General features: G+C 41.0%; 11 protein-coding genes. 6 read left to right on the top strand and 5 right to left on the bottom strand.

Going from position 1 to position 15580, the window contains the following annotated elements; genetic code table 11:
• Genes AN390_RS05500 through AN390_RS05480 form a run of 5 tightly spaced genes read left to right on the top strand, consistent with a single transcriptional unit; the run spans nucleotide 1 to nucleotide 4986 of the window.
• Nucleotides 1-1965, top strand: coding sequence for a heme lyase CcmF/NrfE family subunit (locus AN390_RS05500; protein ID WP_029773819.1), 1965 nt, complete (start codon nucleotides 1-3; stop codon nucleotides 1963-1965).
• Entirely contained in the window at nucleotides 1965-2534 is a 570-nt protein-coding gene (locus AN390_RS05495; protein WP_029773820.1) for a redoxin family protein, read from the top strand. Before AN390_RS05500 ends, AN390_RS05495 begins: the two co-directional genes overlap by 1 nt.
• Complete coding sequence (locus AN390_RS05490) at nucleotides 2534-2995, top strand: cytochrome c-type biogenesis protein (protein ID WP_004588327.1); 462 nt, start codon at nucleotides 2534-2536, stop codon at nucleotides 2993-2995. The genes AN390_RS05495 and AN390_RS05490 overlap by 1 nt, the downstream gene beginning before the upstream one ends.
• A complete protein-coding gene (ccmI, locus tag AN390_RS05485; protein WP_055253164.1) occupies nucleotides 2995-4245 on the top strand; it encodes a c-type cytochrome biogenesis protein CcmI in 1251 nt (416 codons plus the stop codon). The genes AN390_RS05490 and ccmI overlap by 1 nt, the downstream gene beginning before the upstream one ends.
• A 9-nt stretch (nucleotides 4246-4254) precedes the next feature.
• Nucleotides 4255-4986: a VacJ family lipoprotein gene (locus tag AN390_RS05480; RefSeq protein WP_004588329.1), complete on the top strand. Its 732-nt coding sequence runs from the start codon at nucleotides 4255-4257 to the stop codon at nucleotides 4984-4986.
• 81 nt (nucleotides 4987-5067) lie between these two features.
• Here AN390_RS05480 and AN390_RS05475 read toward each other — a convergent pair whose 3' ends face one another.
• Nucleotides 5068-6291 (bottom strand): EAL and HDOD domain-containing protein, encoded by a 1224-nt coding sequence (locus AN390_RS05475; protein WP_055253163.1) that lies wholly within the window; start codon nucleotides 6289-6291, stop codon nucleotides 5068-5070.
• 334 nt (nucleotides 6292-6625) lie between these two features.
• Here AN390_RS05475 and putP point away from each other — a divergent pair, with 334 nt between their 5' ends.
• A complete protein-coding gene (gene putP, locus AN390_RS05470) occupies nucleotides 6626-8104 on the top strand; it encodes a sodium/proline symporter PutP (protein WP_004588331.1) in 1479 nt (492 codons plus the stop codon).
• A 116-nt stretch (nucleotides 8105-8220) separates the two neighbouring features.
• On the opposite strand, the gene fahA is transcribed toward putP, so the two are convergent.
• The 4 genes from fahA to AN390_RS05450 form a co-directional block, all read right to left on the bottom strand.
• Nucleotides 8221-9534 (bottom strand): fumarylacetoacetase, encoded by a 1314-nt coding sequence (gene fahA, locus AN390_RS05465; RefSeq protein WP_055253162.1) that lies wholly within the window; start codon nucleotides 9532-9534, stop codon nucleotides 8221-8223.
• Between the two features lie 130 nt (nucleotides 9535-9664).
• Nucleotides 9665-10711 (bottom strand): 4-hydroxyphenylpyruvate dioxygenase, encoded by a 1047-nt coding sequence (gene hppD / locus AN390_RS05460; RefSeq protein WP_055253161.1) that lies wholly within the window; start codon nucleotides 10709-10711, stop codon nucleotides 9665-9667.
• A gap of 308 nt (nucleotides 10712-11019) precedes the next feature.
• Complete coding sequence (locus tag AN390_RS05455; RefSeq protein ID WP_055253160.1) at nucleotides 11020-13767, bottom strand: metallophosphoesterase; 2748 nt, start codon at nucleotides 13765-13767, stop codon at nucleotides 11020-11022.
• Between the two features lie 145 nt (nucleotides 13768-13912).
• The gene (locus AN390_RS05450) at nucleotides 13913-15406 is read right to left on the bottom strand and encodes a peptide MFS transporter (RefSeq protein WP_055253159.1); all 1494 of its coding nucleotides are present in this window, start codon (nucleotides 15404-15406) and stop codon (nucleotides 13913-13915) included.
• Between the last annotated feature and the right edge of the window lie 174 nt (nucleotides 15407-15580).

Raw genomic sequence — 15580 nt, 5'->3', positions numbered from 1 at the left:
ATGATCCCAGAACTTGGTTATTTTTCTTTAACGCTTGCCATGGTGCTAAGCGTTTTACTGTGTATTTTTCCGCTGTGGGGCGCGCATACCGGTAATCTTCGTTTAATGCGTGCGGCCCCGTCTTTAGCCGTTGGGCAATTTGCTTTTGTACTTCTCTCGTTTGCTGCGCTTATCTATGCCAGCTTAACAGATGACTTTACGGTATCTTATGTGGCGTATCATTCAAGTAGTACGTTGCCTTGGTATTATAAAATTACCTCTACGTGGGGTGGGCACGAAGGCGCTATTTTACTCTGGCTTGTAATGCAAGCAGGGTGGACCGCCGTAGTTGCTATGCGTTCTAAATCGCTACCTTGGGTGTTGCGTGCACGCGTTTTAGGTGTGCTTGGCTTTTTAGGTGTCGGTTTTATGATGTACACACTACTGCTTTCAAGCCCGTTTGAACGCTTACTGCCGTATTTTCCTGTTGAAGGGCGTGATTTAAATCCGCTTCTACAAGACCCAGGTATGATCATTCATCCGCCATTACTGTATATGGGATATGTAGGGTTATCGGTTGCGTTCTCATTTGCTATTGCAGCACTTTTAACAGGTAAACTTGATAACACCTGGGCTAAATGGTCTCGCCCATGGACGATGACTGCTTGGGGCTTTTTAAGTTTAGGAATAACCATAGGCAGCTGGTGGGCTTACTCTGAGCTTGGCTGGGGTGGCTGGTGGTTTTGGGATCCGGTAGAAAACGCATCGCTTATGCCCTGGCTAGTCGCTACGGCTTTATTGCACTCTTTGAGCGTGACAGAAAAGCGCGGTGTATTTAAATCGTGGACTGTGCTGCTTGCCATCGCTGCATTTTCCCTAAGCTTATTAGGCACCTTTATTGTTCGCTCAGGCATTATTGTATCGGTGCATGCATTTGCCACTGACCCCGATAGAGGTTTATTCATTCTAGCCTTTTTAGGCATTGTTGTTGGCGGCGGTTTATCGTTGTATGCGCTGCGCGTATCACAAGTTAAAAGCGAAGGCCGTTACAAGTTTGTATCACGCGAAGTGGCGCTGTGGCTTAACAACATCTTTTTAGTGGTAGCCACATTAATTGTTCTTTTAGGCACTTTGTTACCTATGGTTCATAAAGAAATGGGCCTAGGCAGTATTTCTATTGGCGAACCGTTCTTTAATAAAATGTTTGCCATTTTATTAGTACCATTTGCCATATTAATGGGAATAGGGCCTTTTCTTCGTTGGAAACAAAACAAGTGGGCTGTACTACAAAATAAAGTATTAATAGGTGTGTTAATAAGTGTTGTTATTACCTGTGCGTGGTTGTTCTCAAGCTACGATGTCGTAAAGCCACTTACATTATTAGCCACCACCTTAGGTGTATGGGTTGCTGTCTCTACTGCCATAGATTTATACGCCAAGGCGTCGGTTCACGGAACGCTAAAAGAAGGCATTAAACGTTTAGGTATTAGCTACTGGGCTATGGTGCTAGGTCACGTTGGTTTAGCATTTGTTATTGCAGGCGTTACGCTTACTTCGGCGTACTCAGTAGAGCGTGATGTTTCTATGAAGCAAGGCGATATTGTTACGCTTAACCAATACGAATACCGATTTGATGGCGTTAAATCAATACGCGGCCCTAACTACAGTGGACATGCTGGTGTAGTGTCGGTATTCAATAACGATAAGCTAGTGACTGAGTTACATGCAGAAAAACGCAAATACGATATTGGTATGCAATTTATGACCGAAGCGGCAATTGATGCCGGCTTTACTCGCGACCTATATTTAGCGCTCGGAGAGCAATTAAGTAAAGGGGCATGGTCACTGCGTATTTATCACAAACCTTTCGTGCGTTGGATGTGGATAGGCGGTGTACTTATATCGCTTGCAGGGTTTATGATTTTATTTGATAAACGCTACCGTACATCAGCAAGTACACGCAAAAAAGCGTTGGAGAATGCGTAATGAACCGTAAAATTTTAGCTTTAGCACCGTTATTAATATTCATATTTTTATGTGTATTTTTGTATCAAGGTTTGTTTGCCAACCCGCGTGAAATTCAAACCGGTCGACTAGGCCAAACGATGCCTGCGTTTAACCTGCCTGATTTAATGCAAGATGATAAGCGCTGGACAGATGAAAGCCTAAAAGGCGAAGTTTATTTACTTAATGTATGGGGGACTTGGTGCCCTACATGTTTAGTTGAACTAGGGTATTTAACTAAGCTACGCGAGCAAGGCGTAAAAATTATTGGTTTGTACTATGTACAAGGGTACGATGCCGATTTTGATGGCCCATTTGATATGCAGGCTTTGCGTACCGATGTGAGCGATATGCTCAGCCGTGCAGGCGACCCATACCAATTTAATATTTTAGACTTGCACCGTACCTTATCACTTGATTTAGGTGTATCAGGTGCCCCTGAAACATTTTTAGTGGATAAAACGGGTAAAATTTTATTACACCATACAGGGGATCTAAATCCGCGCGTATGGCGTGCTAAATTTGCCCCTGTTATGCAGGAGCTAAATTAATGCGAGTGTTTTTATTAACCCTGAGCTTTTTTATAAGTATGGCAGTGTATGCCGAGCAAGATCGCTACCAGTTTGACAATAACCAACAAGCCGTGCGCTTTGAAGAGTTAACCAAAGAGCTCAGGTGCCCTAAATGTCAAAACCAAAATATTGCAGACTCTGATGCCATTGTTGCAAAAGATTTACGCGACAAGGTACTCGCGTTGGTAAAAGAAGGTAAAACAAAAGACGAAGTAATCGATTACATGATAGACAGATACGGTTATTTTGTTCATTACGATCCGCCTGTAACACCAGCCACATTAGTACTTTGGGTTTTACCTGTACTTATTGTTATTTTGGGTTTTGGTTTTATTGTAATTCGCCAGCGTAAGGCGTCAGTTAAGCAAACCTGGAACAGCGATGATGAAGCAAAACTTGCTAAGTTAATTGCAGAAAATAAACGTCAGGAGCAAAATTAATGATTTTAATGTGGGCGTGTTTTGCTTTACTCACACTAATTGCACTGGCTTTTATTATGTTGCCTTTTTTAAAAAAAGAGCGCGTGCAAACCATTACTCACAATGCTAATGCAGAATTGATCAGCATTTACGAGCAGCGTTTAGTTGAGCTGCAAAACGACTTAGACAATCAACGTATTGATGCGCAAAACCACAGTGAATCGGTTATTGAGCTAAAACGTCGTTTATTGAACGAGCTTTCACCAGAAAAATCGCTTAATAGCAAAGGTAATAACCGTATTTTTGCTTTAACAGGCGCAGCATTTTTATTAGCCCTCACCGGTGTTTTTTACACCTTTACAGGGAGCCAGCAGCAAATAGCAGCGTGGTATGATGCAATGGATAACCTTGCAGATTATGGCGAGCGTGCGGTAATGCAAAAAGGTGAGCCATTAACTCAAAACGAGTTGCAAGCGTTTGCTTTAGCGCTGCGCACTAAGCTTAGTGAATCAGGCGATGACGAAGTTGCGTGGATGCTGCTTGGACGTGTGGCTATGTCGTTAAACGAATTTGATATGGCGCAGCAATCGTTTGATAAAGCCCTGCGAATGAACCCAGACAATATGCAAGTACTCATTAGCTACAGTCAAGTTTTACTGCTTGAAGGCAGCGAAGAGAACATGACCCGTGCAGCGGGTATGCTATCTAAAGTGCTAAAAGTTGAACCAACAAACCTTGATGCTATTTCTTTATTAGCGCTTATTGCCTATGAGCGCAAGGACTGGCCGCAAGCCAAAGCGGCGTTTGAAGTATTACTTGCAAGCATGGATAAAAGCGATACGCGTTATTCAATGATAGCGCAGCGTATTTCCGATATAGAGCAACAAATGCAAAATGAGGGCTCTGTAATGCCGGTCTCTGCTAATAGTGCTATTAGTGTTACTGTGAGCTTAGCGAATGAGCTTTTCGATAAGCAGCCACAGCAGGGGACTTTATTTATTTTTGCCAAGGCTGCTCAAGGCTCTCCTATGCCATTAGCGGTTGTTAAACTAAATGAATACAGCTTTCCGCTAACGGTGCAACTCACTGATGCTAATGCAATGGTTGATGGGTTAAACTTATCAAGTGCTAAAGATATTGTGATCACAGCGCGGATCTCAATCGATGAGTCAGTTATGCCAAGTAGTGGTGAGTTAGAGGGTCACTCTGAGACACTACAACGTGAAAACGTAAGTGACTACCGACTTCAAATTGATACATTAATACCTTAAGGACATTAGATGTTAAAGCATAGTTTTACTTTTTTATGTTTATTGGTGCTAGCCGGATGTGCACAAGTACCAGAAAACAAAGTTGATGAGCGCGATCCGCTACAAAGCATTAACCGTCCATTGTACGACTTTAATATGGATATTCTTGATGCTTATATTTTACGCCCTGTGGCTGTAGGGTATGTAGAAGTGACCCCTGTGCCTGTACGCAATGGGATTGTTAACTTTACCGATAATATTAGTGCGCCTGTTGATATGATAAACGCAGGGCTACAAGGTAAAGCGGGCAACGCAGGCGTGAGTTTAGCGCGTTTTTTAGTTAACTCTACGGTAGGTGTATTTGGTATTTTTGATGTTGCAAGTTCACTTGGACTTGAGCTGGTAGATGAAGACTTTGGCCAAACATTGGGCGTATGGGGCGTTGGCGATGGCGCATATATTATGCTGCCGGCAATGGGACCAACTACAGCACGTAACTTAACAGGCGATGTAGTTGATAACTTTGTGTTACCAGAAATCGCTCTGACTACGCCTCAAACTATTTTAGTTTTTGCGCTTAAAGCGGTCGAAGCTCGTGCTTCACTTATCCCGCAAGAAGGCCTACTTAATGACTCTCTTGACCCGTATTTGTTTGTTAAAGACATATACTTTCAGCGTCAGCTTTATGAGCTATACGACGGCAACCCACCAATCAAAGAAGAGCCTGAAGACTTTGATGAAGACTTCTTAGAAAGCTTATAAATAACAGCTATAAAAAATGCCAGCAATTGCTGGCATTTTTTATGTGTATTTTGAGCTTAAATAAATAAGCCCTAATGTTTATTATTCTTTAACCATCAGCTGCATTTGCTCATTAACCCACGTTAAGGCGTCATGGTATGCATTGGCAACTTCTTCTCCTAAGTTTAACTGTTTAGCAATTTCGTTGGCGGCTTCCCAATCTGCGTGCTCATAAAACTTAACCAAGTTTAGATACTGAGCAAGCAGGCCTTCGTCATTCAATAGCGCAGCTTTTATCTCTGCAGACAGCGGGAGCTTTTGCATAACGCTTTCCATGGTTTCATCTAAAATAGCGTCCATAAGCGACATCATGCCAGTTAAAAAGGCCATGCCGGTATCTTTAAACTGCCCGTGTGAAATAGCAAGTAGTTCGCCAAATCGTGCACGTGTTAGCGAAAGCCTAATTAGCTCAACAGGTTTATCGGCAGAAACTTGCGCTGCAAATAACAAAGATAACAGCTTTTTAATTTCGTTAGCGCCAAGGACGATGAGTGCTTGTTTGATTGTGTTTATTTCGGCTCTGCGCGCAAACGCAGCTGAGTTTGAATAACGCAATAACTTGTATGATAGATTTACGTCACGTTCAAACACATCGGTTATCTTTTTAAGATCCATTTCAACAGATGAGGTTTCGTAAAGCAGCTCTGCTAATGCCATTTCTGATGGCGGCAGTGCTTTACTTTGTACCATTTCAGGCTTTGAAAAAAAGAACCCCTGAAAATATTCAAACCCAAGCTCAAGAGCTAAATTATAAGCTTCATAGGTTTCTACTTTTTCAGCTAAAAGCTTGATGTGTGGATAGTCTTTAATATCGTTAATTATGGTTTTTATTGCACTTTCATCAGTAGTTAAAAAGTCTATTTTTATAATATCGATAAATGGGTAAAAATGGCGCCATACTGGTTGGTGAATGTAATCATCAAGCGCTAGGGTGTAGCCTTTTTCTTTTAAATCTTTAACAATAGCCAGTAAGCGCTTACCTGGTTGCACTGTTTCAAGGATTTCTACAACGACCGTCTCTTTCCCTAACATAGTAGGGTAACCTTTAAGTAAGGTTTCTAGGGTAAAGTTAATATAGGCGGGTTTGTTGCCAGTTAAATCTTCTAAGCCAAAATTAAACTGACTCCCTTCGATTAGCTTCGTTGTTGCTTCGTCACCGTCTATGTCTGGAAATACATTATCAACGCCATCACGAAATAATAACTCGTATCCAACAAGCTCCTTTTCGCGGTCTAAAATAGGTTGGCGTGCAGCATAAAAATACATAAATAGTTCCGTACAAAATAATAATTATTAGCAATGGCTACAATATATGGCAAAACGTTCGAAATAGCATTAGGTAATTATTATTGATTTAATGAATTGTTATTAAAAATTAGCTATATATGTAAATAAATTTACTATATATCGGGTGTTTGAGGGTTAAATAGTCAATGAGGCTGTTTTTTGTTCACTTCAGTGTAACAAGTTGGAGTTATCACCTTTAAGCATGGTATAGTCAAGACGGATGGTTTTTACCCCAATAGTGTCTTTATTATAATATTTTAAGAGTCATTATTAGGATTAAAAGCCTGTTTTATACAACTTTGTGGAGGCGAATTTGGAAACAGGAATGATTATTTCACTGGCATTGTATTTTATAGTCATGCTTGGCATTGGACTTTATGCATACAAACAGTCTACAAGTGATGTTTCGGGTTATATGTTAGGTGGACGTAGCTTATCTCCAAGTGTTGCAGCATTATCTGCTGGCGCATCGGATATGAGCGGTTGGATTTTAATGGGCTTACCTGGCGCTATGTTCGTTACTGGCTTTAGTAGCACATGGATAGCAATAGGCTTGGTTATTGGTGCGTGGTTAAACTACTTTTTAGTTGCGCCTCGTTTGCGTGTTTACACTGAAAAAGCAAACGACTCAATCACAATCCCAGACTACTTCTCTAATCGTTTTAATGATAAATCAAACCTTTTACGTGTAGTTTCAGCGGTAGTAATTATTGTGTTCTTTACGCTTTATACATCATCAGGTGTTGTAGCAGGCGGTAAATTGTTTGAAAGCTCGTTTGGCTTAAGTTACGAAATGGGTTTATACATCACCACTGGTGTTGTTGTTTTATATACCTTATTTGGTGGCTTCTTAGCAGTTAGCTTAACTGACTTTGTGCAAGGCTGTATTATGTTTATTGCCTTGATACTGGTACCGACCGTTGCTTACTCTTTATTAGATCAACCGCTAGAGTCAACGCTTCATAGCGTTAACCCCGATATGCTTAATTGGATAGGTGCAGGCTCTGCATTAGGGATTATTTCGGCAATGGCGTGGGGCTTGGGCTACTTTGGTCAACCTCATATTATTGTACGTTTTATGTCGGTGCGTAGTGTAAAAGATATGCCAACGGCTCGCCGTATCGGTATGACATGGATGATAGTTGCAGCCATTGGTGCTGTGGGTACTGGTTTATTTGGTGCCGCGTACACTTATGAAAACAACATTGTTGTTGAAGACCCAGAAACCATTTTCTTAATTCTTTCTGAGTTATTATTCCACCCATTAATTGCTGGTTTCTTATTGGCGGCTATTTTAGCTGCAATCATGAGTACAATTTCTTCGCAGTTACTTGTTAGTTCAAGTTCGTTAACTGAAGATTTTTACAAAACGTTTTTACGCAAAGAAGCAAGCGACACAGAGCTTGTTACTGTAGGGCGTATTAGTGTAGCAGCAGTCGCTTTGTGTGCTATTTACTTAGCGTACGATAGAGACAGCTCAATATTAAGCTTAGTAAGTAATGCATGGGCAGGTTTTGGTGCGGCATTTGGCCCTCTGGTTTTATTTAGCCTGTACTGGAAACGCATGAACTTTGAAGGCGCACTAGCAGGTATGGTTGTAGGTGCTGGTACGGTTCTGTTTTGGATTTACTCACCATTTATGATTGATGGGCAAAGCTTAAGCAGTTACATGTACGAAATTGTACCAGGCTTTATTTTAGCAAGTATTGCAATTGTCGTTGTAAGCTTAGCGACGAAAGAGCCAGCGCAAAATATTACTGCGCTATTTGATGAGGTTGAAAAAGACCTTTAATCAACCCGTACTTTAGATACGAAAAAGCCACCTAGTTTAACTAGGTGGCTTTTTTATTTGCTATGTGTTGTCCTCAAATGTGTTTGCTTATTTAGGACATATCAATAACCAATAAGTTATTTAGCAGGTAATACTGTGCTTTCTACACTACCAAAGCCAATACGGGCATAGCCAGGCTTTTCACACCAGCCGCGCATAATTACATTATCGCCATCTTCTAAAAAGCTGCGTTGCTCACCATTACTCAGGGTTATTTTTTCTTTACCACCACGAGAAAGCTCTAATAAAGAGCCCGCTTCTTCATGTGTAGGGCCTGACTGCGTGCCAGAGCCGAGCATATCACCTGGCATAAAGTTACAGCCATTTACAGTGTGATGGGTCACCATTTGCGCCACAGTCCAATATGAATGTTTGAAGCTTGAGGCAGAGACCTGCTTAGGTTGGTGGTTTTCATCACGCATTTTTTGAGTCTGAATTTTAACATCCATTTGGATATCAAATGCTCCTTGCTCGCGGTTAGCAGCAGATTCTAGGTACGGCATTGGCTGAGGGTCGTTTTCATCACGTGTCCAGCTAGTTCTAAAAGGTGCAAGTGCTTCAGTGGTGACAATCCAAGGCGATACGGTTGATGCAAAGTTTTTAGCTAAAAACGGGCCTAATGGTTGGTATTCCCATGCTTGTAAATCTCGTGCTGACCAATCGTTAAATACACAAAAACCAAATACATGGTTTTCAGCGTTTTCAATGGCGATAGCATCACCCAGCGCATTGCCTTTGCCTAAGTAAATACCAAGCTCTAACTCGTAATCTAGGCGTTTACATGGGCCAAATGATGGAGTATCTGCATCGGGCGCTTTAGTTTGCCCTTTAGGGCGGTGAAACGTTTGCCCCGATACATCAATAGATGAAGAGCGGCCATGATAGCCAATCGGCACCCATTTATAGTTTGGTAAAAGCGGGTTGTCTGGTCTAAACAAGCTACCAACGGCTGTTGCATGGTAAATTGAGGTATAAAAGTCGGTATAATCACCAATACGACACGGCAGTGAAAACTCTATATCAGCTTGAGCAATAAGGGTACTTTGCATTTCTTTTTGTTGCTGTGCGCCTTCACGCAATGCTTTTGAAAGCGCTAAGCGCAGTGCTGACCAGTATTGCTCCCCTAAACCCATAAATGTATTTAGTGTTGATTCGCTTGCTGCATCTAGGGCTGTTTTAGCATCACCGGTAAAAATGTTTAAGTGGCTCAATTTTGCTAAATCAATAACCTGATCGCCAATAGCAACCCCGCCTCTAAATTCTTCATTTGTGTTTTTAGTACGAAATTCTGCAAAAGGTAAATTTTGAATCGGGAAGTCACAGCCTTTAATATTGGCCGACTCTACCCAGCTAGTTAAATTAATGTCGTGGGTTTCGTTAATTTGGCTCATTACTTATCCTTTAGGTTTGATGTTGGGTGCATGCATTTATTTAAGCATACTTGTATCTTGCACCCTACTTTTTAAATATTAAAACGACAAAAAGCAGCGAAGATCGCTGCTTTTAATTTACTCAAAAAAGTTATAAAACGCCGCGGCGCTCTTGGTCTCGCTCAATTGACTCAAACAATGCTTGGAAATTACCTTCACCAAAACCACCATCATCTACACGTTGGATCATTTCTATAAAAATAGGTCCAAATAGGTTTTTAGAGAAAATTTGTAATAGGTAGCAGTTTTCACTTTGGCTATCGACTAATATTTGATGCTCGCGAATTTTTTCTTTATCTTCTGCAACCCACGGCACACGGTCAAAAATAGTGTCGTAATACTCAGGAATAATGTCTAAAGTAGCAATGGTCGATTTATCAAGCTTATCAAGCGAGCTAACTAAATCGTCAGTTAAAAACGCGAGATGTTGTACACCAGGGCCATTATATTCGCCTAAATACTCGTCAATTTGGTTGTTGTCATTGCCTTTACCTTCATTAATAGGAATTGAGAAGGTGCCACAGGGTGATTTTAATGCATACGATAGCAACGCTGTTTTTTGACCTTTAATATCGAAATAGCGTACTTCTGTAAAACCAAACACGTCTTTGTAAAAGTTTGCCCATGTTTCCATAGTGCCTTTGTAAACGTTATTAGTTAAGTGATCTATACGTATAAAGCCTTTATCTTCAACTACATTAGGTGATGATAAATCTTCAAAGTCAGACTCATAAATAGACCCTTTATCACCAAATTGCTCAATAAAGTAAATCAGGCTATCGCCAATACCGTAAATGGCGGGGTAAGGTAAGTCTTTATGGGTTGAGTCGGTTGCGGGTTTTGCACCACGTGCTACAGCTGTTTCAAATGCATGCTGTGCATCCTCAACGCGCCAACCCATAGAGCAAATTGCTGGGCCATGACTTTTTGCAAATTCAGCAGAAAAACCATCGCGTTCGTTATTTAGTAAAAAGTGAATGTCGTTTTGGTTGTAATAGACAATATCTTTGCCTTTAAATTTTTTTAATTTTGAAAAACCAAAATCAGTAAACACTTTATCCATGTAGTCTGCATCAGGTGTTGCGTATTCAGTAAACTCAATACCAACTAAACCTAGTGGATTATTTGCTTCACTCATTTTTATTACTCCTGCAATAAATATTGCTACTGCGATTATGTGTTGTTGTCGTGTTGAGCTAGATAATCAACTAGATTTTAAGTTTGGGGAAGAGGGGGAGCAGATTTAGCATTTGAGCAAACTGTAAATTTAATAAGACGTTTACTTAGTCAATAGGTTTATACCTTACGCTTTAGGGTAAACGAGCATGTATTAGCTTGATGCTTTTAGTTTATTAAAGTTTAAGATATTGATATAAATGAATAAAAAAGAGGTTTTATAAAAATAAAACCTCTTTTAAAAATGTAGTTACGTAATGTTTTTTGTATTTAATTGTTTACACTTTGTGTGCGATTGTTAAAAAATGTGTTGCGCTGCTCGAGCCAAAGGTTAGGTTTTACGGTTGGAGCTGCTTGGTAATGGCGCTCAATAGCTTGGTTTAATACCCGTGTTGTAGGGGTAAATGTCAGCTTTGATTGTGCACTGCCTATGCTTTTAATTTCGTCTCGAGTCAGGGCGCGCCCAGCATATAAAAGGGCGTTTAAATAACCGGGCACTGTTTCAAAGTTGTTATCTGTAAAGAGTAAAACAGATGACGTTAATGCCCAGGTGTTATTTATTTCACCGTCTTCTTTCACACCAGCAAGCTCGCCGTCTATGTACACTTCAAATACCCCATTACTGGGGGCGGTATAAAATACAAATGCAACTCGGTGCCAGTTTTCAGGCTCTGTTTGTCCAAAGTAACCACTATCACTAGTTGATTTACCATAACCGCCGGTTGGTTCGATAAACATATCGGCATCATCAGTGAGGTAATCTTGTGTGTTTGCTTGCATGATAGCGCGATAAATATCTTTGCCTTCTTCTGGCCAATATAAATCCATTACTAAGGTGTAATCAGAAACCATTCCTTCACTTGCATAATCACCATTGGCAGGTGTATTTAAGGTTATTAATAACCCCTCGCTAGGGGCGTGGCGTGAAAACGCCATTACACCTGAGCTGCCATCAGCAAAATCAGCAATACCAAGTTCTTGAGTTGTATTATATTGCGTTTCTTCAGGGCCCCAGTTTGTCTGTTCTGGGTCAAAATAGCTCAATACTGAAGGGCCATAATCTGCTGCCAAAGGGCTATTTGCATCATCAAAATTCCACACTGTGACATTGCTTTGCTCATTACATGAAAAGAGTTGATTATCGGTATCTAGGTATAAGCATTGGCTTGTTCTAAAACGCGCATATTGATCAAGTAACCACCATGCTTCGTTAATGGCTTCTATGTTTGAAAACGTTACACCGCTAAAAAATAGCTCGGGATTAAGTGCTGCGCCTTTGAACAACGCAACCTGATAAGTGCTCGCAGCTTGTATATCATCTGGTTTGAGTAAAAACCAATCAGGCTGACTGGCAAACATGGTGTTTAAATCGCTACCTGTAACCGTTACGCTATATAATGAATTAAAGCCCGGAGTGTTAGAGGGCTGGCGCTCAACATAGTAGGCTTTATGAAAGTCTTCTTGCGTTAAGGTCCCTGGTGTCCACCTCGTTTGTACTAATTCTGGGTTAAGCAGGGCCGCCGTTATATCACTTGCATGGGCTGCAGCTAAAGCCGTTATTTCTGCAAGTTCTAAACTACTTGGGTAGTTTTCAGAAATAGCAATTTCAGTGTTTGCATCAGGCGCATAGCGGCCCATAATTTCATCAATTGCCAGTTTAGTTGGTTCATCACGTTCGCTGATGCTGTCGGTTTCAATTGTGCTGTAGCTAATTGTAGGCGACGTTTTATCTTGAGTGTTAAAGGTAAGTGTTACGTCTGTAATACCTTTTGCATAAAAATCTGGCTGAATAACCACAGCGCCGTTCTCGAGCGTATTATAACTTTCACCGCCGTGGGTATGTCCGCCTAACACTAAATCAATACCGCTTACATCGGTTGCCATATCAATGTCTAAGCCTTCACCTAAATGGCTTAGCATTACCATGTAGTCAACATCGTCTTGGTATTGGTTTACTATACTTTGTGCTATTTGTTGCCACTGCCAGCTCATTTTAAATTGTTTGATAAAATCAGGTATAGGCTCATCATCTATCGGTTCGTCTAGCTCGTTCCAAGGTACTGAGGTCATACCAAATACACCTAAGGTCACACAGCCTACTTGTACTTTAGCAAAGCCTACAGCGGCAAAATCTTGTAATTGTTCGCCTTCATAGCGTGTATTACTGGCAAGTACTATGGCGTTATCATCTTGCGAGTAGCTTAATAATTTTTCTGGCCCCCATGCATAGTCGTGATTTCCTACTACACGTAAATCAAACTGCATGGCTTTAATGGCTTCTTCTGTAGCGCTACCTTGTGATAGTTGCTCAGCAACAGTGCCTTTTTCGTAGTCATCACCCCCGTTGGTAAAAAGGGTATGCGGCGTTTGTGCAAGTGCTTGATTGTAGTAGGCCTTTATACGGCTAAAGTATTGCTCCTCATAACCGAATCGCGCATGTAGGTCGGCAACATGAACAAATCTAACCGATTGCTCTGTGGCTGTGGCATCACACGTTGGGCCTATAGCAGCAAAGGCCTCATTGCGCTGCATCATAATAGCGAAGGTTCCTAGTGTTGTTACTTGCGCACTTACAAACCCATCTGCAACAAAAGAGTTATCAATAACTGCCCAGCTATCGCCAGATTGTCTAGCAATAAATAGCTGGCCTCCTAATTGGTAATCATCAGGTATTTTTATGCTGATAGTAATTGGATCACTAAAAGAAAGCGTACTTGGGGTGAGTAGGTGTATATCTGAGATAATATTTAGTAGTGCATTTGCATCATCTAATACTGTTTTTTCGTGTGTAAGTTCAGTGTTTTGAGAGACGGCATTGGCAGGTACAGTCAGTAAAAAGCTTCCTTCATCAAGGCTGACATCTAAACCTGTAGTTGTAGATACGGTTAACTCGCTAGGCTCAGGCTCAACGGGATCATTAGGGTTAGTTGTAACTTGATCGTCTGAACCACCACAGGCTGATAAAAAAACAATGCTTAAGGTTAAAAATAGGGTGTGAGATAAAGTTAACAAGCGCATGTACTGCGTCCCTGAGACTAGTTAAAAATTAATCAGCAGATGATAGCAGTTTACAGCGAGGTGATATAGGAATTTGAGAAAATTTCCCCCATAGCGGCTATGGGGGAAATTATAATTAGTATTACGCGTAATTAAACGTGCAATATTATGCAGCTTTTTCTTCTAGGCCTTGTTTTTCCCATACTTTCGCTTTAAAGCTCATAAGCACTAAAACAATACCTACGCCAATGCTAAATAAGGCAATTTGTAAGTATAAGTTAGGGATTTCTTCAACGTTATTTGGATCAAAGTTACCAGCCAGTAAGCCAGCAATAATGTTACCAATTGAATAAGTTAATACAAATACACCCATCATTTGGCCTGTGTAACGACGCGGCGAAAGTTTACTTACCGCACTTAATGCTACAGGGCTTAAACAAAGCTCACCCACTGTATGTAAAAAGTAGGTTGTTACTAGCCAGTATGGCGCTACTTTTAAGCCTTCAGCTGCGTAGTGAGCGGCCATAAACATAACTAAAAAGCCCGAAGCCATAATAATTAAGCCCATTGCACATTTTACGCTATAAGTCGGCGATACCATCTTTTTAGATAAGTTAATCCAAAGCGCGGCAAAAAATGGCGATAAAGCAATAATAAATAGTGAGTTTAAAGATTGGAACCACGTAGTCGGAATTTCAAAAGTACCAATAAGGCGATCTGTGTAATCACGGGCAAATAGGTTAAGTGATGAACCCGCTTGCTCAAAGCCAGACCAAAAACACGCAGAGGCAACACACACTAAAAATAGTGCCCACATTCTTTGTTTTTCGCCCGCTGTTAATTTACCTGTAAAGTAAATAACCCCGAAATAAATAAAGAATATAATAGTAAACACAACAGCTGTGTAGCCTGCTACAACAGTTGGGTTAATAATAATTGCGCCCGTCATTGCTGCAGCGGTCACACCAGCGGCAATAACAACAAAAGCAGCAATACCAAACCATGCACGAGATGCACCTTTAGCGCTTAATGGGTTAGCCGGGAATGCACTGTGCTCTGGTAGGTTGTTAAGCGTACGCTTATATTGGATTAAGCCAATAGCCATACCCACAGCAGCTGCACCAAATGCCCAGTGCCAACCTACGTTTTCCATAAAGTAACCACATACGTAGTAACCAATTAAAGAACCTAAGTTAATACCCATGTAGTATATAGCGTAACCGCCATCACGGCGCTCATCAGCATCGCTGTATAACTGGCCTACCATTGCGCTGATATTTGGTTTTAGCAAACCAGTACCTGTAGCAACAAAGATCAAACCAATAAAAAATGAATACTCATGAGGCACGGCCAAAATAATATGGCCACACATGATGATGATACCGCCGTACCAGACGGCCTTTTGACCACCGAATAATCTATCCGCTAGCCAACCACCCGGTAAGCCTAAGAAATAAACGGCACCTGTGTATAAACCGTAAATTGCAGCAGCTGATGCAACAGTAAAGGCAAGGCCTTCTTCTTGTAGGCTTGCTGTCATAAACAATACGAGCATCGCTCGCATGCCGTAGTAACTCATTCGTTCCCACATCTCAGTGAAGAACAATGTCGAAAGTCCTTTAGGGTGGCCAAACCAACCACTATCTGGAGCTGAACTCATATTTACTTCCTAACTTTAAGAATTGTTGTAATGGCCTTATAATTTTTTGCTTTAGCTGTTTTGTGCCATGGGGCACTAAAACGCTCGACCATCTGTATATTATTTGTAGCTAAGATAATGATTTGCTAAATGGTAGTAACACCACAAGGTAAGAGACACACCCTTATCCTAGTT

Source organism: Pseudoalteromonas sp. P1-11 (assembly GCF_001399995.1).
Lineage (GTDB): Bacteria > Pseudomonadota > Gammaproteobacteria > Enterobacterales > Alteromonadaceae > Pseudoalteromonas > Pseudoalteromonas atlantica.
The sequence above is the reverse complement of the archived record's forward strand: the minus strand, read 5'-3'. Positions and strand labels throughout refer to the sequence as shown.